The 20,757-nt window shown below is 66.3% G+C and carries 23 protein-coding genes and 1 pseudogene; 10 read left to right on the top strand and 14 right to left on the bottom strand.

Going from position 1 to position 20,757, the window contains the following annotated elements:
* Window positions 1–253: 253 nt before the first annotated feature.
* The 3 genes from ACODRV_RS04390 (at window position 254) to ACODRV_RS04380 (ending at window position 3,025) form a co-directional block, all read left to right on the top strand.
* On the top strand, window positions 254–934 hold the full coding sequence (locus ACODRV_RS04390; protein WP_488907548.1) for a hypothetical protein: 681 nt from the start codon (window positions 254–256) through the stop codon (window positions 932–934).
* Window positions 931–1,788: a hypothetical protein gene (locus ACODRV_RS04385; RefSeq protein WP_488907547.1), complete on the top strand. Its 858-nt coding sequence runs from the start codon at window positions 931–933 to the stop codon at window positions 1,786–1,788. The genes ACODRV_RS04390 and ACODRV_RS04385 overlap by 4 nt, the downstream gene beginning before the upstream one ends.
* A gap of 652 nt (window positions 1,789–2,440) precedes the next feature.
* Entirely contained in the window at window positions 2,441–3,025 is a 585-nt protein-coding gene (locus ACODRV_RS04380) for an IS1595 family transposase (protein WP_488907546.1), read from the top strand.
* Here the strand turns inward: ACODRV_RS04380 and ACODRV_RS04375 are convergent.
* Window positions 2,979–3,500, bottom strand: a complete 522-nt coding sequence (locus ACODRV_RS04375; protein ID WP_488907545.1) for a hypothetical protein — start codon at window positions 3,498–3,500, stop codon at window positions 2,979–2,981. The two genes, ACODRV_RS04380 and ACODRV_RS04375, sit on opposite strands and share 47 nt — an antisense overlap.
* 825 nt (window positions 3,501–4,325) lie before the next feature.
* On the opposite strand from ACODRV_RS04375, the gene ACODRV_RS04370 reads away from it, so the two are divergent.
* Both ACODRV_RS04370 and ACODRV_RS04365 read left to right on the top strand, forming a co-directional pair.
* The gene (locus ACODRV_RS04370) at window positions 4,326–4,589 is read left to right on the top strand and encodes a DUF3892 domain-containing protein (protein ID WP_488907544.1); all 264 of its coding nucleotides are present in this window, start codon (window positions 4,326–4,328) and stop codon (window positions 4,587–4,589) included.
* Between the two features lie 53 nt (window positions 4,590–4,642).
* Window positions 4,643–5,014: a hypothetical protein gene (locus tag ACODRV_RS04365; protein ID WP_488907543.1), complete on the top strand. Its 372-nt coding sequence runs from the start codon at window positions 4,643–4,645 to the stop codon at window positions 5,012–5,014.
* A gap of 24 nt (window positions 5,015–5,038) precedes the next feature.
* Here ACODRV_RS04365 and ACODRV_RS04360 read toward each other — a convergent pair.
* The 8 genes and pseudogenes from ACODRV_RS04360 to rdgB form a co-directional block, all read right to left on the bottom strand.
* Window positions 5,039–5,956 (bottom strand): annotated as a pseudogene (locus ACODRV_RS04360) (YifB family Mg chelatase-like AAA ATPase); the annotation flags it as partial.
* Window positions 5,957–6,017: 61 nt separating this feature from the next.
* Window positions 6,018–6,965: a glutathione synthase gene (gene gshB / locus ACODRV_RS04355; protein WP_240811685.1), complete on the bottom strand. Its 948-nt coding sequence runs from the start codon at window positions 6,963–6,965 to the stop codon at window positions 6,018–6,020.
* Between the two features lie 99 nt (window positions 6,966–7,064).
* On the bottom strand, window positions 7,065–7,880 hold the full coding sequence (locus tag ACODRV_RS04350) for a SirB1 family protein (protein ID WP_488907542.1): 816 nt from the start codon (window positions 7,878–7,880) through the stop codon (window positions 7,065–7,067).
* A complete protein-coding gene (locus ACODRV_RS04345) occupies window positions 7,877–8,311 on the bottom strand; it encodes a YraN family protein (RefSeq protein WP_488907541.1) in 435 nt (144 codons plus the stop codon). Before ACODRV_RS04345 ends, ACODRV_RS04350 begins: the two co-directional genes overlap by 4 nt.
* On the bottom strand, window positions 8,308–9,180 hold the full coding sequence (rsmI, locus tag ACODRV_RS04340) for a 16S rRNA (cytidine(1402)-2'-O)-methyltransferase (protein ID WP_488907540.1): 873 nt from the start codon (window positions 9,178–9,180) through the stop codon (window positions 8,308–8,310). The genes ACODRV_RS04345 and rsmI overlap by 4 nt, the downstream gene beginning before the upstream one ends.
* Complete coding sequence (locus tag ACODRV_RS04335; RefSeq protein ID WP_488907539.1) at window positions 9,173–9,553, bottom strand: hypothetical protein; 381 nt, start codon at window positions 9,551–9,553, stop codon at window positions 9,173–9,175. The genes rsmI and ACODRV_RS04335 overlap by 8 nt, the downstream gene beginning before the upstream one ends.
* Before the next feature lie 517 nt (window positions 9,554–10,070).
* On the bottom strand, window positions 10,071–11,273 hold the full coding sequence (gene hemW, locus ACODRV_RS04330; protein WP_488907538.1) for a radical SAM family heme chaperone HemW: 1,203 nt from the start codon (window positions 11,271–11,273) through the stop codon (window positions 10,071–10,073).
* Window positions 11,274–11,359: 86 nt separating this feature from the next.
* Window positions 11,360–11,959, bottom strand: coding sequence for an RdgB/HAM1 family non-canonical purine NTP pyrophosphatase (rdgB, locus tag ACODRV_RS04325; RefSeq protein WP_488907537.1), 600 nt, complete (start codon window positions 11,957–11,959; stop codon window positions 11,360–11,362).
* A gap of 454 nt (window positions 11,960–12,413) precedes the next feature.
* On the opposite strand from rdgB, the gene ACODRV_RS04320 reads away from it, so the two are divergent.
* The 3 genes from ACODRV_RS04320 (at window position 12,414) to ACODRV_RS04310 (ending at window position 13,896) form a co-directional block, all read left to right on the top strand.
* Window positions 12,414–12,980, top strand: coding sequence for a DUF2975 domain-containing protein (locus ACODRV_RS04320; protein ID WP_141628101.1), 567 nt, complete (start codon window positions 12,414–12,416; stop codon window positions 12,978–12,980).
* 86 nt (window positions 12,981–13,066) lie between these two features.
* Window positions 13,067–13,315: a helix-turn-helix domain-containing protein gene (locus ACODRV_RS04315; protein WP_141628100.1), complete on the top strand. Its 249-nt coding sequence runs from the start codon at window positions 13,067–13,069 to the stop codon at window positions 13,313–13,315.
* Window positions 13,312–13,896 carry a Smr/MutS family protein gene (locus tag ACODRV_RS04310; protein ID WP_488907536.1) on the top strand — a complete coding sequence of 195 codons (585 nt, stop codon included), beginning with the start codon at window positions 13,312–13,314 and terminating at the stop codon, window positions 13,894–13,896. The genes ACODRV_RS04315 and ACODRV_RS04310 overlap by 4 nt, the downstream gene beginning before the upstream one ends.
* Window positions 13,897–14,051: 155 nt before the next feature.
* Here ACODRV_RS04310 and ACODRV_RS04305 read toward each other — a convergent pair whose 3' ends face one another.
* Window positions 14,052–15,071 carry an adenosine kinase gene (locus ACODRV_RS04305; RefSeq protein WP_488907535.1) on the bottom strand — a complete coding sequence of 340 codons (1,020 nt, stop codon included), beginning with the start codon at window positions 15,069–15,071 and terminating at the stop codon, window positions 14,052–14,054.
* 62 nt (window positions 15,072–15,133) lie between these two features.
* Here ACODRV_RS04305 and ACODRV_RS04300 point away from each other — a divergent pair, with 62 nt between their 5' ends.
* Window positions 15,134–16,009: an ATP-grasp domain-containing protein gene (locus tag ACODRV_RS04300; protein WP_488907534.1), complete on the top strand. Its 876-nt coding sequence runs from the start codon at window positions 15,134–15,136 to the stop codon at window positions 16,007–16,009.
* Window positions 16,010–16,023: 14 nt separating this feature from the next.
* Here ACODRV_RS04300 and ACODRV_RS04295 read toward each other — a convergent pair whose 3' ends face one another.
* A complete protein-coding gene (locus ACODRV_RS04295) occupies window positions 16,024–16,482 on the bottom strand; it encodes a chemotaxis protein CheW (protein ID WP_141628096.1) in 459 nt (152 codons plus the stop codon).
* On the bottom strand, window positions 16,482–17,990 hold the full coding sequence (locus ACODRV_RS04290) for a methyl-accepting chemotaxis protein (RefSeq protein ID WP_488907533.1): 1,509 nt from the start codon (window positions 17,988–17,990) through the stop codon (window positions 16,482–16,484). Before ACODRV_RS04290 ends, ACODRV_RS04295 begins: the two co-directional genes overlap by 1 nt.
* Window positions 17,991–18,202: 212 nt before the next feature.
* On the opposite strand from ACODRV_RS04290, the gene ACODRV_RS04285 reads away from it, so the two are divergent.
* A complete protein-coding gene (locus ACODRV_RS04285) occupies window positions 18,203–18,697 on the top strand; it encodes a MarR family winged helix-turn-helix transcriptional regulator (RefSeq protein ID WP_488907532.1) in 495 nt (164 codons plus the stop codon).
* Between the two features lie 5 nt (window positions 18,698–18,702).
* Here ACODRV_RS04285 and nth read toward each other — a convergent pair whose 3' ends face one another.
* Both nth and ACODRV_RS04275 read right to left on the bottom strand, forming a co-directional pair.
* Window positions 18,703–19,446, bottom strand: a complete 744-nt coding sequence (nth, locus tag ACODRV_RS04280) for an endonuclease III (protein WP_488907531.1) — start codon at window positions 19,444–19,446, stop codon at window positions 18,703–18,705.
* On the bottom strand, window positions 19,443–20,714 hold the full coding sequence (locus ACODRV_RS04275; RefSeq protein ID WP_488907530.1) for a flavin monoamine oxidase family protein: 1,272 nt from the start codon (window positions 20,712–20,714) through the stop codon (window positions 19,443–19,445). Before ACODRV_RS04275 ends, nth begins: the two co-directional genes overlap by 4 nt.
* Window positions 20,715–20,757 lie beyond the last annotated feature (43 nt).

The raw sequence follows: 20,757 nt of genomic DNA, 5'->3' as shown, positions 1-20,757 counted from the left end.
GCCGGCAGTCCGAGCCAATACGCTTCTGGCGTGGCTCCCGGCTCTATCAGATCACCCATGCGCACGAGGGCGATGGCTTCTTGGGGCTATGTGATGGGAGGGTCGTCGCAACAGCACCCGATCGGCCGGGGGTGATGCGGGCGATCCTTATGACGAGGGCGTGGTACAGATTGTCTTCCATCGACAGTTGTCGAACCACTATGAAATAGCTAGCGGGGCGTGATACCGAGCTTGCTTGGGGTAGGAGGGGCAAATGACCGATCCAACGACGGCCAAACCGGATGAACTCGGTCTAATCACGACCCAAATCGAGAAAATAATCTCAGAAAGAATTGCAGAGGGAAAACCTGCATTTGTGAGTGCAATTGGCATTGCGCTCAAAGAAAACCTCACTCGCCTGAAGGCTTTGAGTGGGTTGTCTCTCGCCGATTTCATGCGTCAGCGCTTCAGCGACAAATATGATGTCGTGGAAATGAAGCCGAGCACCTTTGCTGTATGGCCTAAAGGCAACTCGTTTATTCCGCCCGTAAAGAAAAGCTCTTCCGGTCCTCGCGGGCGATCATATGTGCACTGGTTCTGGCTGGCATTTTCCTCGCCTAAAACGCATGGAAAGAGGTTCTACGATCCGGCACAGCATGAGGTTGTGACTCAAGATGAGCCCGCAGATGGCTGGATTGAGATACCGGAAGAGTTAATTCGGAAAGCTGAAGAGCCGTTCAACCCTAGGGTCATCCTTGAGCGCATTGAAAAATGGCTGGATGATCACAAGCTTGATCGGAAGACCTTTGAGTTGGAGGTCGATCCTGTAGCTCCGCGCCCTCATGACGGGCGCACGGTCCTTGATCTCGTTCTTGATTGCTTGGACAGAAAGCAGCTCCAAGGCATAAGCATGAGCTTAGATGCAGTTGCCGCTCTCGCGAGAACGCGTGCATGAACTTTATCGTCGTCCTCGCGGGCTTCGATCTAGATGTTCATGACAGAATACGCTCTCGATCTTCCAAGCGGTTCGTCCAGACTGGCTCGCTAATTATTAAGCCGCATTCCGGCCCATACACGCAGGACTACGCTAACAGCTTAGTCGAGGCGGCGCGAAAGTATGCGCGGACGCTACAGGAAGCAGTTCCTACAACGACGATTGTGGTTGGCGCCCATAAGGAAAACGCTGAGGTTCTAACGGGAGCTTTTTTCCCGTTCGCGTTTGCAAAAATTATCCCCGCAATCGTCCGCGATCCGGTGCCCACGCCTGCTCGCAACGCGCGCGTGGCCGCATATGTGGACGGGATAGAGAAGGCTGTCGCCCAGTGCCGTCAGCGGGTCGGGATCGTCACTGACAAAACGTCTGTTGGAAACATATCCCCGCTTCTTCTTCCGATCGAGAACTTTGCTGACAATAGTTTGAGAGAGATGATTTTGGATCTCTACGGCCAGCTCGGCGAGGCGAACGATGTGGAGCAGTTATTGCGTGAGGCCACAGACTCTTTTGTTCGCAAATTCCCTCTGACCAAGCCGGCAAATGGGCAGCGCCGCTGTTTTTCTGACGGAAAGCATTATTTCAAAAGTCCGGGCAATGACCGCCACGGCTATTACCGCAACAAGGACGACGATGATCATGGGCTGACATGCCTGTTGCGCTCACGCAGCAGGCTGGGCGGGGCCTACGACTACCGATTCCATTTCGATGTGGAGGCTGTTCGGAAGCTGGATGCTCAGTATCCTAACTGCCACGGGAAGGCCTGTGCTCCGAAGGAAAAGCACGTGAACATCGCCCCGAATGACGGGATAATTTGATCTGAAATTGGGGTTGCGCCGGCGAGCTTAAAGCTCGCCGGCACAGAATCCTTTTCTTGCATTGTACTCAGCAGCGGAATGGCGCGCTATGCGTGGCCGTTCCTCGTAACCTTAGGATCGTAACGACCATTGTGAAGCCGCCTGCGCAGACGAGGTTCACAATCTAACCGTCACGAACGCGCCCCCTATTGGCCGCAAGAGCCAAAGAAAGCTTCGAGTGGCTTTCCAGATAAATCCAGTCCGCCTTACGTGCTGACCCACCTCTAAGACTGCCGGGGTTAATGGCAGCTTGAGATGGACAAAAGCGGGGAGAACGCGATTTGTTCCTCTCCGTCAGAGCCGCTTCTAACCACCATCTTCCGAATTGCAACTCGGAAGGAGGCCGCGAAGGGCACGACCCAAGATGGGGTAACGGTTGCAATGAGTCAAGAAACGAGTCGGGACCGAAGCGATTCGGCACTTTGAGGAGTTAGCCGCACTCCCGATGGGCTGGATTCTGCTTGCATAGGTTCGACACGATCCTGCCCATGATCGTGTCGAAGGAATCCGGGGACGGCGGATTGAAGGCTGAGTTCGCCCGCTCTCGAAGCTCTTCCTGAGAAATCGGCCGGCTCTGGTGCTCGATATAGCCGGCACACCCCGAGGAGAGGCGATGGGTTCTATGCGGGCAGATCGAATGCTGACGGGCGTGGTCGAGATCGACGGCGTCTGGGTAGGCGGGCACATCAAGCATAAGAACGTGAAGGCGGAGCGGCCGGACCGGCGGGTGAAGAATCCGAAGCGGCTGTCGGTCGTGACTATGCGTGAACGCCGGGCCGGCGGGCGGACCATCTCGGTTGTCGTGAAGCAGGAGACCGAGGCGTTCAAGGCGCTCTTGCAGCACATCGACCCGTCCGCGAGCATCCGCACCGATGAAGGGTCTGCATGGAATGCCCTCCACATGTTCTTTGAGGAGCACAAGCAGATCAACCACAGCATCCAATACGCGGAACCGGGTGGCGTCCACACCAACTGGGCGGAGAGCTTCAACGCCCGCCTTCGGCGGGCCGAACGCGGTGTCCACCACCGCATATGGGGCCGCTACTTGCTGGCGTATGCGCAGGAGCTAGGCTGGCGCGAAGACTTCCGCCGAGCGGACAACGGTCGGCAATTTACGTTGGTCGTCGGCGCCGTCGCCAAGAGTGCGATTTCTAGGCCGATGAGCGGATACTGGCAGAGGCACGGGAAGGCCGCTTGACCGACCACCGGATCGGCGGCCCCTCATGGCGCTCAACCAAGCCGCGCTTAAGCGAGCGCTGACACGCTCCGTTCGCGATGTTGGCAAGCCGAGCCTTCTCTCGATGATCCGGCTGTTTGAGACTTAGCTCGACAGCGATCGCCTTGCCGATCTCCCAAGTCGTCATCGGCCGTTCGGCAGCCTTGAGCACTCGATAGGCGGCTTTTGCTCCCTCGCCATGCGCACGAATTCGAGGCTTGGTCACAATGGGCTTGATAGACTCGGGGTCCCAATCCGGCTCGAACTGGCGGATTGAACTGGTTAGTTCCCGCGCCAAAGTGAGCATTTTCCGCTTCCGGTTCTCGATCTCAAGCTGCTTCTCGATGATCGCCGCCACGCCGATGACGGGCTCCACCTCTTGGTCGATCACCTGCAAGGCGCCCATCAGGCGGGCGTATTTGTCTTCAAGCTGGGTCGCTGCGTGCTGTCTGGCCATGCCAGTAAGCTTCACCGTCAGGGCTAAACGCCGAATGACTCAGGATGGTAAACTGAACGCCGATAAGTTGTGGATGGGCGAAACAAAATCGGAACACACCCCTTGTCGAGGGCGACCAATTCAGACCAATCAGATTAAGATTCGCCGTGTTCGCTTCCGGTGTCCACTAGATCGTGTGGATTTCCAGGATATACCCACAAGATAGGGGTTGCGAAATCGAGCGTGGCAGTCGAGTGTGATGAGTGCCAGCGCGAGGCACGGTCGCGTAACCATGTGTTGGAGATTGGGATGGCCAAGTCGCCCCCCAAGGGACCGCACCGTTCAGCCTCGACGGGCAAATACGTGACGACTGGAACAGCCGTCCGTAACCCGAAGGGCACGGTGTCGGAACCCGGCAAGAAGTAGGTGCGGTAGTGCTCGTCTAGGCTAGCGTGATGCGGCCGACAGCGAGGCGTCTGAGAGGAGGAGTCGGTTCCGAAGTTTGGTAGCCGAGGAAATCCGACCCTCCCCTCTTTTCACCATCAGGCGTTCATTCCCGATGATTCGGGCAGGTTAGAATCAGAGTCCTTGCCGAATCAACCTGCGCAGCAGGTGGGATTTCACGAACGCCGTTCGTTCCGAAGGAAAATCCCTATGACCCCCCAACGTCCGTCGCTGCCTAGCGGTCCCTCGCCGGCTCGACCCTCTGGGCCGTCCGCTCCTCAGCGGCCGTCTTATCCGAGCAGGCCTTCGGCTCCTCCCAGCCCCCGTCCGGGGCGCTGGTAGCAACCTCTCTCGTCCCGGCCGCTGAGCGGCCGGGCCAACTCCAATACATGGAATTTAATCATGGCCGATCGTGCTGTGCGTAAGACCGGTAAGAACCGGGACGGCGATATCACCTCTCTTTGCGATGATGGAGCCGCGTGGTCGCCTCGGAAGAAGGCCGATGCGATCCACGACATCGAAAACCGCCTCCACACCTACTACGTCCCGTGGACGAGCGGACGAACCGAGATCAGGGTCGTCAACGATCCCGTCAAAGGAAAATACCTGCGGACGGATAGGGACACGACCACCAAGAACAACTTGGATGATCTCCCCGACTGCTGACCGACTGGGCGACGCACGCCGTGCGTCGCCCTTTCGCTTTCTGGAGCGCCCTGATGGCCAACTATCTGATCTCTTACGACCTCAACACCGACGCTGGCTCCCCTCACAGCCAGTTTCTCATTCAAGCGGAGAAGGAGGAACTGCTGTATGTTTGGAAGGGAGTGAACTTCGTGAATCGGCTTCCCAACACTACCATCTGGGGGGTGTTTGTATCGCAGGTCGAGGCCGACGCGGCGTTCGAGCGCGCTCGGGCAGCCACTCAAAAGATCGTCGGCTACAAGGTCGTTGTAGAAAAGCGGGTCACCACCGCCCTTACCGATTGCGTTGTCATGAGCGACCATAAGAAAAAGCCGGAGCCCAAATGGACAGGCAAGAACGCATTTGAGACGAGCCGCCTACACCAGAAGCACGATCCGTTCTTCTAGGTGTGTTTGCTCCATAATGGCGCTATACTCCGGCAGTTCATCCAGGAAGAGCACGCCATTGTGCGCGAGGGAGGCTTCGCCGGGCTTGGCGCGCAGGCCGCCGCCGGTCAGGGCGGCCATGGAGGCCGAGTGATGCGGAGCGCGGAAGGGGCGGTCGCGGGTCAGGGCGCCGCGCTCGATCAGCCCGGCCACCGACCAGACCATGGAGGTCTCCAGCAACTCCTTCGGCGTCAGGGGCGGCAGCAGGCCGGGCAGGCGGGCGGCCATCATCGACTTGCCCGAGCCCGGCGGGCCGACGAACAGCAGATTGTGGCTCCCTGCCGCCGCGATCTCCAGCGCCCGCTTGGCGCTTTCCTGTCCCTTGACTTCGCGCAGGTCGGGCACGCGCTCGCCGCTGCGCATGGCGCCGGGATCGGGCCGACGGAGAACCTGTGTCCCCTTGAAATGGTTGACCAGGGCGATGAGGGACCGGGGCGCCAGCACGGCCACGTCGCCCGCCCAGGCGGCCTCGGGTCCATTCGACTCGGGGCAGATCAGGCCCAGCCCCATGCCGTCGGCGGCGACGGCGGCGGGCAGGGCGCCGCCGACCGGCGCGATCCGTCCATCCAGCCCCAGCTCGCCGATCGCAGCCCAGCCGGACAGGGCGTCCGGCGGGATGACGCCCATCGAGGCCAGCAGGGCCAGAGCCACCGGCAGGTCGAAATGGTTGCCCTCCTTGCGCAGGTCAGCGGGCGCCAGATTGGCGATGATCCGCTTTGACGGCAGGGCCAGTCCGATGCCCGCGAAGGCCCCGCGCACCCGTTCACGACTTTCCGCCACCGCCTTGTCGGCGAGGCCGACAATGGTGAAGGACGGCGTTTCCGCCGACAGCTGCTGGACCTCGACGTCCACACGCCGGGCGTCGACGCCTTCGAACGCTACCGTGACGACGCTGGCGTGCATCATTCTCTCCCGCTATTCGGGAAGAACGAAACACGAACTCACAACCATTGCAAGAGCGACGTTATCCGGCGCGCTTGCTCTCGATGGCATCCCACATGAGGGCCGCGGCGTTGACGCCGGTGAAGCGAAGCAGCTGCTGGGCGCCGGTGGGGGAGGTGACGTTGATCTCGGTGAGATAGTCGCCGATCACGTCGATGCCGACGAACAGCAGGCCACGTTCCTTGAGCGTCGGGCCGATGGCCTTGCAGATCTCCAGATCGCGCGGGGTCAGTTCGACCGGTTGGGCGGTGCCGCCGACGCGCAGGTTGGAGCGGACCTGATCCTTGGCCGGGACGCGGTTGATGGCGCCGACGGGCTCGCCATCGATCAGGATGATGCGCTTGTCGCCCTTGGACACCGCCGGAATGAACTTCTGGATCACCAGCGGATCGCGCGAGCCCATGGCGTGGATTTCAACCAGGGCGTCGAGGTTGGGGTCGTCGGCCTTCAGCCGCACCACGCCCGAGCCGGCGGCGCCGTGCAGGGGCTTGAGCACCACCTCGCCGTGGCGGCGGTGGAAGTCGCCCAGGGCGACCGGGTCCGAACTGATCAGGGTCGGCGGGGTCAGGCCGGGGAATTTCGTCACCAGCAGCTTCTCGGGCGCCGAGCGGACCTCGGCGGGGTCGTTCACCACCAGCGTCTTCGGGTGCACCGTCTCCAGCAGGTAGGTGGCGGTGACATAGGCCATGTCGAAGGGTGGGTCCTGACGCATCAGGATGACGTCGACGTCCTTCGACAGGTCCAGCTTCACCTCGTCGCCGAAGGTCACGTGGTCGCCCACGGTCTGGCGCAACGTCACCGGGCGGGCGCGGCAGAACAGGACGCCGTCTTCCAGCGCCAGGGTGCGGAAGTCATAGACCCAAAGCGGGTAGCCCCGGTTCTGGGCCTCCATGGCCTGCAGCCATGTGGTGTCGGACTCGATATTGACCCCTTCGATGGGGTCCATCTGGATCGCGACCTTCAGCATCACTTGTCTCTTGGCCTACCGCGCTTCGCGCTACTTGAGGCCGCCTCGCGGGCAGCAGCTTGGCTAATGGGCGCCGGACGGGCCGGGCGCAACCCTTTGGCGTCAGTTCAGCTGCAGCCGGACGCGATCCACGGACAGGCGGCGGCGGACTTCGGCGCCGTCGTCGAGCGAGCGGGCGCGGGAGAGGGCTTCGAGCGCCCCGGCCAGCGCGCCCTGCTTCTCGCGGGCGGCGGCGACGTCGAGCCAGGGGCGGTGGTCCTCGGGGTCCAGCAGGGCGCGGCGGACGGCCGACCGCTCGGCGCTCTCGTAGTCATGGGCGCGGATGGCGCGGATGAAGAGAAGGTTCTGCAGCCGGATCAGGGCCTGTCGGTCGCTGACCGGGGCCATGAGGACGTCCAGCCGATCCGCGACATGGGGCGTCAGGCCGGCGCGCAGGGCGCGCCGGGTCAGTTCGGACGGCATGACCAGACGCCCCTGGCTGAAGGGGTCCAGCGCCACCGGGCCCTCCGGCGTTTCGACCCGCAGCAGGAAGTGGCCGGGGAAGTCGACGCCCTGGGCCTTGATGCCCGCGCGGCGGGCCGCGTCGAGGTAGAGGATCGCCAGAGCCGCCGACAGGCCGCGACGCCGCTCGGCCACGTCTATGATGTCGGTGTTGCCGACGTGCTCGAAGTGGATCAGGTCGCCGTTCAGGCGCAGGTCGCAGGCCATGGTCTCGGCCAGGGCGTCATCCGGGCTTTCGCCGATCATCCGTTCGGTCAGGCGCTGGGCGGCGGCGGCGGCGAGAAGCCGGACCGGCTCCGGGTCGCGGAACGGATAGTCGTGAATGGCGCAGGCGATGGCCGCTTCCAGCAGGGGGAAGGCGTCGTCGTCGGCCAGTCCGGCCTCGCTCAAGCAGGTCTCAGCTTCGTCGCGCGTCACGACCGCCCCCGGTTCACACCCGGACGATGGCGCGGAAGGCGGCGGGGAGCCAGCGCCACAATATCAATCCGCAACAGATGTCCGGCCAAGCTGGGTCTTTGGCGCAACACTGCCCGGCCGGCCGAAAGCAGCCTTTCGTACTGTTCCGGCTGAAGCGCCGCGAGGGCCTGTTCCATCGTGGCGCGGCGTTTGACCTCGACGACGGCGAGGGTCCGGCCGCGGCGGGCGAGGATGTCGATCTCGCCGGCGCGGGTTTTCAGGCGGAAGCCGAGGATCTGGTAGCCTTTTAGCATCAGCAGGGCGGCGGCCAGCCATTCGGAGCGGTGACCGGCCCGGTGGGCGGCCTTGCCGAGGCTGACGCGCCAGCCGCGCGACGGCGTCTTCACGACCTTCGGCGCCTTGAGGCGGTCCGAGGGTCGCTTGCGGGTCACCGGCCCTGAAGCTCCAGCGCCCGCTTGTAGAGCGGCTTGCGGGGCAGGTTCAGCGCCTTCGACACCTCCGCCGCCGCCTCGCCGGGCGGGAGGCGGGTCAGGGCCTCGGTCAGGGCGGCGTCGGCGTCCGCCTCGGAGGCGGCCTCCACCTCGCCGGGGGCGACCACGATGACGATCTCGCCCTTGGGTGACTGGCAGCGCGGATCGACGGCCAGTTCGGGCAGGGCGCCGCGCACGCACTCCTCATAGAGTTTGGTCAGCTCGCGGGCGACCGCGGCGGGGCGGGGGCCGAGCACGGCGGCCATGTCGGCCAGACTGTCGGCGAGGCGCGGGCCGCTCTCGAAGAAGACCAGGGTCTGGCGGGCGGTGCGAAGCTCCTCCAGCGCGGTGCGCCGCGCGCCCGACCTGGACGGCAGGAAGCCGGCGAAGGTGACGCGGTCGGCGGGCAGGCCGGCGATGCACAGGGCGGCCAGCAGGCTGGAGGCGCCGGGAATCGGATGGACCGGCAGGCCTTCGGCCAGAACGGCGCGGGCGACGACGAAGCCGGGGTCCGAGATCATCGGGGTGCCCGCATCGGACACCAAGGCGACGACGGCGCCGTCCTTCAGCCGTTCGATCGCCTGTTCGGCGGCGCGGGCCGAGGCGTGGTCGTCGCAGCGCTCCAGCTTCGCCTTCAGCCCATAGGCCGACAGCAGTTTGGCGGTGACGCGGGTGTCCTCGGCCAGCACCAGATCGGCGGCGGCCAGCACGTCCAGCGCCCGCAGGGTCATGTCGCGCAGGTTCCCGATGGGCGTCGCCACCAGATAGAGGCCGGGCGCGACGGTGCGCGCGGGCGGGGCGGTCGGCGGGAAGACGGACGGATCAGGCATCGGCGGGACCGTGCCCGAGCGGGGCCTTGCGCTCAAGGTCGGCGGCGGCCCAGGAGTCCAGCCAGGCGTCCGTGAAGCTCTGAAACCAGCCGGAATCCATCCCTATGGGACGCTGGTCGCCTTGGGGCATGATCAGGCCCCAAGGGCGCGATGGACCGAAACCCTCGGCGCAGAAAACGATCTCAGTTTGTGTCGGGGGATCGCTGAACACAACCCAGCCCGGAAACTGCTGGTCCGGGGCGCCGTAGTCCCAGTCGAGCATGACCTGGACGGGGGCGATCAGCCGGGCGCGGATCGCTGCGACTGCACAAGCATCAGTAAGGTGTTGAAGTTCGGCCTCGATGAGGCTGCTGAGGCGGGTGGGATCAGGCATCGGCGGGACCGTGCCTGACAGGGTCGGCCCTGTCAGGGGAAAAATGCCGGAACCCTGTCTTCCCGACACAGGCGCCGGGGTCGGGCGATAATGTGCACTCGAAAAAAATGCAGTGCACATCGTGCACATTTTTTCGTGAAACGAGGTGATCGGCAGCCGTTTCAACCGTGAATGAGGGCTCCGGGCACGACGTCAGGCGCCGGCGACAGGGCGTTTGGCGAGGTTTTCAGTGCGGCGGGGCATTCAGCCTGTGCTCAACCCGGAGGGAGCGTCACGGACCGCGATGTCAAAGACCGGGATCCAGTCTGACATGCCGGTGCGTCAAATTTGGACGTATCGCTTTCTTGCTATCGTCATCCCGGACAAGCGGTCGCGTAGCGGGCGCGCGATCCGGGACCCAGCGGCGCGCGCGAGCGCGAAGCTGTCAGGAGCGCCGGCGTCCTGCTTTGACCTTCTGTGTTTCGCCGCCGTCGCGGCGCCGCTGGTCCCGGCTTTCGCCGGGATGACGATAGAGGGGTTACGTCAGCAACGCCTTCAGCACCGCATCCAGCAGGGGACGGCCTGCGGCGGTGGCGGCGATGTGTTCGTCGGTGCGAGTGAGGAAGCCGTCGGCGAGCAGGTCGGCGAGGCGGCCACGGTCGGGGGACAGGTCGAGAGCGGCGAGGTCGGTGAGGGAGACGCCCTCGACGGTGCGCAGGCCGAGCAACAGGCGTTCCTCGGCGGCCTCGAGCGGGGACTGGTTGTCGCGTTCGGTCCAGGGGGCGTTGGCGGCGACACCCGTGGTGTAATCGGCGATGCCGCGATGGGCGACCGTGGCGGTGCGGACGCCGTCCAGTGTCAGGCGGCCGTGGGCGCCGGGGCCGACTCCGACGTAGTCGCCGCCGCGCCAGACATGGAGATTATGGGACGAGCGGGCGGCTTCGCCCCGGGCGTGGTTGGAGACCTCATAGGCCTCGAACCCGGCGGCCTCGAGGACGGTCTGCGTGGTCTCATAGAGTTCGGCGGCGAGGTCCTCGTCGGGCGGAACCAGCGTGCCGCGTGCGAAGGCGCGGCCGAAGGCGGTCGTGGGTTCGATGGTCAGCTGGTAGGGCGAGACGTGTTCGAAGCCGAGGTCCAGCGCCTCGGACAGTTCGGCGCGCCAGTCGGCGATGCTCTGGCCCGGGCGGGCGTAGATCAGGTCGATGGACAGGCGCGGGAAGGCGCGGGCGGCCGTGGACACGGCGCGGCGGGCCTCGTCGGCGGAGTGATTGCGGCCCAGCGCCTTCAGCGCGGCGTCGTCCAGCGCCTGCACCCCCATGGACAGGCGGTTGATGCCGGCGGCGGCGAGGGCGGCGAAGCGGTCGGCTTCGGCGTCGGTGGGGTTGGCTTCCAGCGTGATCTCGATGGGGCCGCGCGGCTGGAACAGGGTCTGCGCGCGCGCGATCACCCGCGCCACGGCAGCCGGGTCCATCAGCGAGGGCGTGCCGCCGCCGAAGAAGATGGAGGCGAGGCGGCGCGGGCCGGTCAGGGCCGCCTGAGCCTGCATGTCGGTCAGGATGGCCTCGACCAGCGCGGCCTGTTCGTCGGTGCGTCCCCGGTCCCGCACGACGTTGAAGTCGCAATAGGGGCAGATCCGGGCGCAGTAGGGCCAGTGGACGTAGAGGGCGACGTCGCTGCCGGGGTCGCGAAGTGGCGAGTGGCGAGTGGCGAGTGGCGAGGAGGAAGAGGGCGTAGCGGGCATTCCACCCCAAGGGCGAGGCGATCCGGAGTTGGATTGATCCCTTACACGCTTTGGCGTGAGAACACTCGCCACTCGCCACTTCGGCCTTAGTCCATCAGCGCCGCCTTCAGCTTCTCGAACGCCCGCGCCCGGTGGCTGAGCGCGTCCTTCACGGCGGGGTCGAGTTCGCCGAAGGTCTGCGTCTGGCCTTCGGGGATGAAGATGGGGTCGTAGCCGAAGCCGCGGTCGCCGCGCGGGGGGAAGGTCAGCAGGCCGTGGACCTGACCCTCGACCACCACGGCGGGGCCGTTCGGCCAGGCGACGGCGAGGGCCGAGGTGAACCAGGCGCGGCGGTCATCGGACCGGATTTCCTCGAGCCGTTCTTCCACGCGACGCATGGCGAAGGCGAAATCCTTGTCCGGACCGGCCCAGCGCGCGGAAAAAATGCCCGGCGCACCGTCCAGCGCGGCGACCGACAGACCGGAGTCGTCGGCCAGGGCCACCTCGCCCGACAGGTCCGCCGCGTGGCGGGCCTTCAGCAGGGCGTTGCCGACGAATGTCGTCTCTGTCTCGTCCGGTTCGGGGATGTTCAGGCTTCCGGCCGTGACCACCTCGTAATGTCCGCCCAGAAGGGCCTTGATCTCCGGAACCTTGCCCGGGTTGTGGGTCGCCGCGACGATGCGCATCCCTTTGACAAGTTTCAGCATTTTGACCTCAAGCGACGCTTTAATGTTTCATTGCACAAGTTTAATATCGTTAAACGATATGTAACATGACTTACCCCGGTGCACGTCCTATCTATTATCTCAAGAACGGACGCCGCGACGTTCTCCGATACGAGCCAGACCGGCAAGATCGATGCAGCGGTTTCAACGAAGAGGGGTGAAAATATCCCTCACTCAGGATCACCGGAGAACGACTATGAACACCATGAACGCTTCCTACTTCGTCGAAAAGGTCGGCCACGGCGTGCTCAACACCTTCCTGCTGGCCGTCATGCCGGTCGCCTTCATCTCGACCCTCGTCCAGTTCTTCTGACCCGACCGGTCAGGGAGCTTTGACGAGCCGCATGACAATCGCGATTAATAAGACCGCGCGTGGGTTCGCCGGACCCCGCGCGGCGATCGCGCCCCGACGTCCGGCCTGAGAGAGCCTGACGTCATGCGTTTCCCGAAACCGCCCTCTCTCGGGATCCGCCTTCCGCGTCTGGCCCAGGGCCAGATGAGCCGGCTGCTCGGCGCCGTCCTCTGGGCCGCCTTCTGGGCCCTGACCCTGGCCACCGCCGCCTCGGTCTGCCTGTTCATCTTTATGATCTTCGTGCCGCTGGGCGTGGATGGCGTGCGTGTCACCACGGATTCCGGCGGCATCACCGTGCCGGTTCCGCGCGTCTATATCCTGTTCGCCGTCGGCGCGATCACCGCCTATCTGGGCGGCTTCTCCCTGATCCTGAACCATCTGCGCGCCATGGTGCGCGCGCTGCAGATGGGCGATCCCTTTCAGCCCGCCAACGTGAGCCGCCTGAAGCAGATCGGTCTGACCCTGGCCGTGGTGACCGGCGGCGCCTGGATCGGCCAGTATCTGGTGTCACGTCTGGTGCGCGGCGAGCTTGAGCCGCCGAGCGTGTTTGATCTGGTGACCCCCGCCTTTTCGGTGCTGGTCGTTTTCGTGCTGGCGGAAGTGTTCCGCGAGGGCGCGCGCCTGCGTCGTGAGTCTGAACTGACCATTTGATGTGGCGGCGCGTCCAAAAGGCTCCGCCTTTTCGACCCGGCGCGCCGCGGGTCGACCCGCAGGGCGCCTGAAGCTAGAGAGTGTCCATGGCCATCCGCGTCCAGCTTGATCGCATCCTCGTCGAACGGCGCATGTCGTTGACGGAGCTCGCCGACCGCGTGGGCGTGACCTTGGCCAATCTGTCGATCCTGAAGACCGGCAAGGCGCGGGCGGTGCGGTTCAGCACCCTGGACGCCCTGTGCCGCGAGCTGAACTGCCAGCCGGGCGATCTGCTGGCTTGGACCCCGGGTCCGCAGGAGACCGCGCCGGACGAGGACCTCGACGGGACGTCATGAGCCGCCGGGACGATCTGAGCCCCGATGACCGCCGCATCTGGGCCCGCGTCACGGGCTCGGTGAAGGAGAAGGTCGCGAAGAAGGCGTTGCGCGTGACGCCGGGCATGGCCGAAGTCGATCCGCGGACTGTTCCGGTTTCGAAGGGCCTGCCGAAAGGCATGAGCAAGACGCCGCCCAAGGTCGCCAGACCGCGGCCCGCCGCCCTTCCGGTTTTCGCGGAGCCCGCGCCCGCGTCCCCGTCCCGTGGTCGGGGCGCGCCCGAGGAGTTGGAGCCGCGCCGCAAGCGCCGGCTGTCGCGCGAACGCGATCCGATCGAGGCGAAGATCGATCTGCACGGCTATGGCCGTTTCCAGGCCCAGGACGCCCTGACCGCCTTCCTGATCGGGGCGCAGGCGCGAGGCTATCGTTCTGTGCTGGTGGTGACCGGTCAGGGCCGTCGCGGCGGTACGGGCGTCATCCGCGCCTCGGTGCACGAATGGCTGGCCGCGCCGGGACTGCGGACGGTGGTGTCAGGCTTCGCCCCGGCCGCGCGCCACCACGGCGGCGACGGGGCGCTGTATGTGACGCTTCGCCGGAGCTAGAGGCGGCCGGCAGTGTGCCGGGAAGTGATTGGTGATTAGTGGGTGGCCGGGACCACGGTCAGGGGCAAGACAACAACCACCCGTGACGCCGCGAACCACCAATCACCAATCACTTTCCGGGCTCCGTCGGCGAAAACCGGGCCCGGACGAGGCGGTCAGCCCAGAACCAGCCCGGCCTCTTCCGCCAGCGTCTTCAGCGAGGTCATGGGACGCGGACCCCAGTGGGCGATGACTTCGGAGGCGGCCAGCGAGCCGAGCTTGCCGGCGTCTTCCAGCGACAGGCCGCGGGCGAGGCCGAGCAGCAGGCCGGCGGCGTACTGGTCGCCGGCGCCGGTGGTGTCGATGACCTTGTCGACCGGGAAGGCCGGAACAGCGACGCGCTGGTCGCCGGAAATGACCACCGAGCCCTCTGCGCCGCGCGTGACGGCGGCCACGTCAACCATTGAGGCAAGGCGGGCGGCGGCGGCGTCGAAGTCTTCGGTCTCGAACAGGGCGGCCAGTTCGGCCTCATTGGCCAGGACAATGTCGGCCGAAGCCTCGATGAAGGCCAGAAGCTCGGCGCGCCAGCGGTGGACGACGAAGCTGTCCGACAGGGTGATGGCCACCTTGCGACCCGCGGCGTGGGCGGCGGCGGCGGCGGCCTCGAAGGCGGCGCGGGCCGGGGCCGGGTCGAACAGATAGCCCTCCAGATAGACGATGGCCGAGGCGCCGATCAGGTCGGCGTCGATGTCGGCGACGGTCAGCTGGTTGGCGGCGCCCAGGAAGGTGCACATGGTGCGCTGGCCGTCCGGGGTGACGTTGATCATGCAGACGCCGGTGGCGTGGCCGGTCGCGGCGCCGTCGGCCAGGGCCGGGGTGTCGAAGTGAACGCCCGCCGCGCGGATGTCGTGGGCGAAGACCCCGCCCAGCTGATCGTCGGCGACCTTGCCGATGTAGGCCGCGCGCCCCCCGAAGCCGCCGACGCCCGCCACGGTGTTGCCCGCCGAACCGCCCGAGGCCTCCACACCCGCCTGCATGGCCGCATAGAGGGCGGCGCTCTGTCCCGCGTCGACCAGCTGCATCGAACCGGCGACGAGGCCCTGGGCGTCGAGGAAGGCGGGCTCGCAGGGGGCCAGCACATCGACGATGGCGTTGCCGACGGCGGTGACGTCGTAGAGGGGGGCGTTCTGGGTCATGGCGCGCCCATAGCGGGACGGAGGGGCTTTGACCAGACGGGCGGGGTCGTTAGGAACGCCGGATGACCCGTATCGCCGTCCTGACCCCCGATCCCGCCGATCCCTCCTATGCCGGCCAGTGGCCCGGCGTGCTGGAGCGGCTGGCGGCGGCTCTGGAGGCGGCGGGGGTGACCGTCGAGCCGACCCCGTGGACGGACCATGTCGAGGATGCGTCGGGCCTGACCGGTTATCCGCTGGTCCTGCCGGTGATCGTGTGGGGCTATCACCGCGATCATCAACGATGGATTCAGGCCTGCCGGACGTGGGAGGCGGCGGGCGTGCGGATGCGCAACCCGGCGTCGGTGATCGGCTGGAACTCGGACAAGAGCTATCTGGGCCGTCTGGCCGACAAGGGGGTGGCCGTGCCCGACACCATCTGGGTCGAGGCCGTGACGCAGGCGGATGTGGACGCCGCCTTCGACCGGTTCGAAACCGATGTGGTGGTGGTCAAGCCGCGCGTCTCGGGCGGGGCGTGGAAGACGCTGCGGCTGGCGAAGGGCGAGCCCCTGGAGGGCGCGCCGGAGGGGGCGGCGATGATCCAGCCCTATCTGCCGTCCATCGAGACGGAAGGAGAAACCAGCCTGCTGTTCTTCGGCGGCAAGCTGAGCCACGTGGTGAACAAGCGGCCGGTGAACGGGGACTTCCGCATTCAGGTGCAGTTCGGCGGCCAGTATGTCGCCCTGCCGGAACCGCCGCAGGGCGCGCCGGCGCTGGCCGAGGCGACCCTGGCCGCGATCGGGGAAGAGCTGCTCTACGCCCGTATCGACATGGCGACGGCGCCGGACGGAACGTGGCGGCTGATGGAGGCGGAGCTGATCGAGCCGGACTTCTATCTGGGATCTGCGCCGGACGGCGGGCGGAATTTCGCGCAGGCCGTCCGGACCATTCTCAAGGCTTAGGGCTCAACGCCGGATCAGGCGACCTCGCGCAGGGCCGGAAGCAGGTTGTCCAGCTCCAGAAGGCTGATCATGCCGCCATCGACGGCGAAGATGCCGGCGATCAGGCCCTGACCGTCGCCCTGGCCCATCTCCGGCGTCTGCTGAAGGATGGCGTCGTTCAACTGCATGATCTCGGACACGGCCTCGACCAGCAGGCCCACGGTGCGCCCGCCGCAACGGGCGACCATGATGGCGTGCCGGGCCGAGGGCTCCGAGGTCGGCAGACCCAGACGCTCGGCCAGATCAATGATCGGCAGGACCGTGCCGCGCAGGTTGACCACGCCGGTCATGTACGGCGGCGCTTCGGGCAGGGGCGTGACCGGGGTCCACCCCCGGATTTCCAGCACCGAGGTGATGTCGATGCAGAAGGCCTGATCCCCGACGCGGAAGCCGACCAGCTCCCGCGTCCCGCCGTCGGCGAGGGCGGTCGTCATCAGAACTCCTCCCAGCCGGCGGCGACGGCGACCGGGCGACCGGCGCCGACCGCCATGCGGGGGCGGGAGGGACGGGCGGGGGCAGGCTCGGCGGCGAAGGCCGCGATCCGGGCTTCGGCGGCGCGGATCGGCGTGGGACGATGCGCCTCCTCGCTGACCTGGAAACGTCCGACCAGCTCGGCGAGGGTGGCGGCTTCGCGGGTCAGGTTCAGGCTGGCGGCGGTCGATTCCTCAACCATTGCCGCATTCTGCTGCGTGACCTGGTCCATGTCGTTCACGGCCGTGTTGACCTGGGCCAGACCGGAGGCCTGTTCCTGGGTCGAGGCGCGGATTTCGCCCATCAGTTCGGTGATCTCGCTGATGCGGCTGACGATGCCGGTCAGGGCCTCGCCCGACTGGCGAACCAGAACCACGCCGTCCTTGACCTGGGCGCCGGAGGCCGAGATCAGGGTCTTGATCTCCTTGGCCGAGTCCGCGGAGCGCTGGGCCAGGGCCCGGACCTCGGAGGCCACGACCGCGAAGCCACGACCGGCCTCGCCCGCGCGGGCCGCCTCGACGCCGGCGTTCAGGGCCAGAAGGTTGGTCTGGAAGGCGATTTCGTCGATCACCCCGATGATCTGACTGATCTGGTCGGAGGACCGTTCGATCTCGCCCATGGCGGTGACGGCGCGCTGGACGACCTCGCCGCCGCTCTGCGCCTGCGACCGGGCGTGGCCGACGACGGTGTCGGCGGACAGGGCGTTCTCGGCGGTCTTCTTCACCGTGGCGGTGATCTCGTCCAGGGCGGCGGCGGTCTCTTCAAGCGAGGCGGCCTGACGCTCGGTGCGGCGGGACAGTTCCTCGGCGGCGCCGCTGATCTCGCCGGCGCCGGACTGCATGGTTCCGGCGTTGTCGCGAATGACGCCCATCGCCTCGTCCATGGCGTTCATGGCGGCGTTGAAATTCTCGCGCAGAGGGCCGTAGCGCCCCGGGAATTCGTTGGTGATGCGATAGGACAGGTCGCCCGCCGCCATGGCGGCCAGTCCGCGCCCCGTGTCCTCGACCACATTGGTCTGGATTTCGGCTTCCCTGCGGTCCGCCTCGGCGCGACGTTCGCGTTCGATTTCGGCGGCGGTGACGTCGGTGGCGAACTTGACCACCTTGTACGGCTTCCCGGCCGCATCGAGGATGGGGTTGTAGGACGCTTCGATCACCGCCCGCGTCCCGCCCTTGCCGTAGCGGGTGAATTTGTCGGCGATGAACTCCCCGGCGTTCAGGCGACGCCAGAAGGTCTTGTACTCAGGGCTGGCGGCCTCGTCAGGGTCCATGAACAGGCTGTGGTGACGGCCCCGGATCTCGTCCAGCTCGTAGCCGACGACGGACAGGAAATTGGGGTTCGCGGTGCGAACCGTGCCGTCGAGCTCGAACTCGATGACGGCCTGCGAACGATGAACAGCGGCCAGCATGGCGCGCAGCTCGGCGAGCTCACCCGCCGAATCAGCGGGGCGCGCGCGAAGGAAGGACTTCATGGCGTGTCTCGATATGGAGAGAGGGGAAACGCGAACTGCGTTAAGCCTGACCTTAAATGATTTATGCGCGGCGCCCGTTTGCTTAGCCCGCTATATATCATGGCGAGAGCTGGATTTTTCTCCCAACAAGGGCATGCGGTAACGCCGGAATCCGACGTGTGATACGGCGCGGCGTTTCACGCATTGTTACGCCGCCCGTCCCCTGGAGAGCCGTGCCGACTTCCCGCTACTCCCTGCAATTGAAGGTTGTGAACAGCGTCTCGCAGGCGGCGCGGCGTTGGCAGCAACGGTCCGCCGAGGCCTACCGGGGCGCGGGGCATGCGGGGGCGCCCATGAGCCTGTTATATGTCCTCGCGGATGCGCGACGGGGCCTGACCCACTCGGAGATCGCGGCGCGAATGAAGATCACGGGGGCCAGCGTCACCCGGCTGGTCGACTGGCTGGAGGATGCCGGTCTTGTGTCCCGACGTCGGCTGATCGGGGACGGACGGTCGCGACTGGTGGTGATGCAGGAGAAGGGCGCGACGGCCCTGGCGGCCTTCGACGGTCTGGCGGCGGCGATGCGGACACGGGTGTTTGACGGGGTGCCCGATGATGAGCTGGTCACGGCCCTGAAGGTGCTGGACACGCTGGCGACCCGCCTGCTGACCGATCCGGGCCTGCGGCCCGAAGACGCCGGGGCCGACGACGAGGCGCTCGATTCCTGAAGCGGTCAGGCGGCTTCGCCCAGCGCCATCAGCCCGGCGCGGGACGGACAAAGGTCATTGATCACACAGGCGGTGCATTTCGGCCTGCGCGCCGTGCAGGTGTAGCGGCCGTGCAGGATCAGCCAGTGATGCGCCTTGGGGAGCCAGTCCTCCGGCACGATCCGGTGCAACTGGGCCTCGACCTTGTCCGGCGTCGCGGCGTTGGCCAGCCCCAGCCGGTGGGAGACGCGGAAGACATGGGTGTCCACCGCGATGGCCGGTTCGACACCCATTTCGTTCAGCACCACGCTGGCGGTCTTGCGGCCGACGCCGGGCAGGGCCTGCAGCTCGTCACGGTTGAGCGGAACCTCGCCGCCGTGCTTCTCAAGCACGATCCGGCTGAGGGCGATGACGTTCTTCGCCTTACCGCGATACAGGCCGATGGAGTTGATGAACGGGATCAGCCCCTCCTCGCCGAGCGCCAGCATCTTTTCCGGCGTGTCGGCGACCTTGAACAGCTTGTCGGTGGCCTTGTTGACCCCGACGTCCGTGGCTTGGGCCGAAAGCGCGACGGCGACCACGAAGGTGAAGGGGTTGGAGTAATTCAGCTCGGTCTTCGGGTCCGGCATGAAGGCCGCAAGCCGCTCGAAGATGGTCTCGACCCGATCCTCGTCCGGCGGCCAGCGAAGCACCGGGATCGCCGCGCCGGTCATGACGGCGGGGCGTTTGGGGGCGGGCTTTTTCGAACGCTTCGGCGCGGGCGGCTTCATGCGCCTTCGTCGCCGGGGCGCGGCCCGGGATCAAGTCCCAGCGTCGCCATGGCTTCCCGCGCCGCCCGTTCGCCTTCCATCCAGGCGCCGTGGGCGGTGCCGTAGAAGGCTTCAGCGGTGGCCTCGCCGGCGAAGAAGATGCGGTTCTCGACGGGCGTCTTCAGTCTGGCGCGATCCCCGGCGTGACCGGGCAGGGCGTGGGAGTAGGCGCCGAGCGACCACGGGTCGGCGCCCCACAGGGTCGCGACGACCGGGTCCAGCCGCCGGCGCATGTTCGAGCCCAGCAGGTGAACCAGTTCCTCCACGGCGAAGGCGAAGAAGGCGGCCTGTCCCTCGGCCTCCAGCCCACGCGCCAGATCGCCGCCGTAGTAGCCCTCGATCATCGCCCGGCCGAAGGGGCGCAGGTGATAGCCGCCGGTGTCGGCGGTGTCGGTGCGGCCCCAGAGCTGGCTGTTCTCGGGGAAATCCTCTGCCCCGGTGACGGTCATGTGCATCTTGGACGCCAGTCCGAGCGGCACATTGTTCGCCGCCTCCAGAAGTGCGGGCAGGGGCGGGTCGAACTTCAGGGTCTCGCGGGCGATCAGGTCGGTCGGGAGAGTCACGATCACGGCGCGGGCCTCGATGACGCCCCGGTCGGTCTCCAGCCGCAGGACGGGACCGGTCCGGTCGATCTTGCGCACCGGGCAGTCGGTGATGACCGGGACCGGACGGCCGAGAGTCTCGATCAGCCGACCATAGCCTTCTCGCACGCGCCAGTTCACGCCGGTGTCGCGATAGGCGTCGTAGTCGAGAATGGAGACCTGGGCGAAGCGGGCGCCGTTCAGGGCGCCGGAGATGGCGTCCATCCGCCCGTTCCAGCGATTGCCGGGCTCCAGCAAGGCGGAGGCAGGGCCTTCACGACCGGCGGCGGCGGCCTCTGCGATGCGTTCGTCAAAGGCGTCCCAGGCGGCGCGGAAGTCGGCGATCTCGGCGTCGGTGGTCTCGTGATTGAAGGCCTGACCCTGCCAGGGCGGCGGGGTGCGGTCGAGGGTCAGGCCCGCCGGCTCGACCATGGTCGCCAGCGGATTTTCGTCCGCCGAGTGCAGCCAGCCGCAGCCCATGTCGAGGCCCTCGCCCTGGAACCGGATCGTCCATGCGCGGCCGCCGATGCGATCCCGGGCCTCGAGCACGGCGATGGTGAGGGGCTGGTGCGACAGGGCGCGGGCGGCCGCCAGACCGGCGGCGCCGGCCCCGACAATGACCACATCGACGAAAGCGGGAAGTGACACGGAAACCTCAGTCCTGATGGCGCGAAACATGACGTGTTGCGGC

Source organism: Brevundimonas sp. FG8, from assembly GCF_057808845.1.
This window is presented reverse-complemented; position numbering and strand designations above follow the sequence as displayed.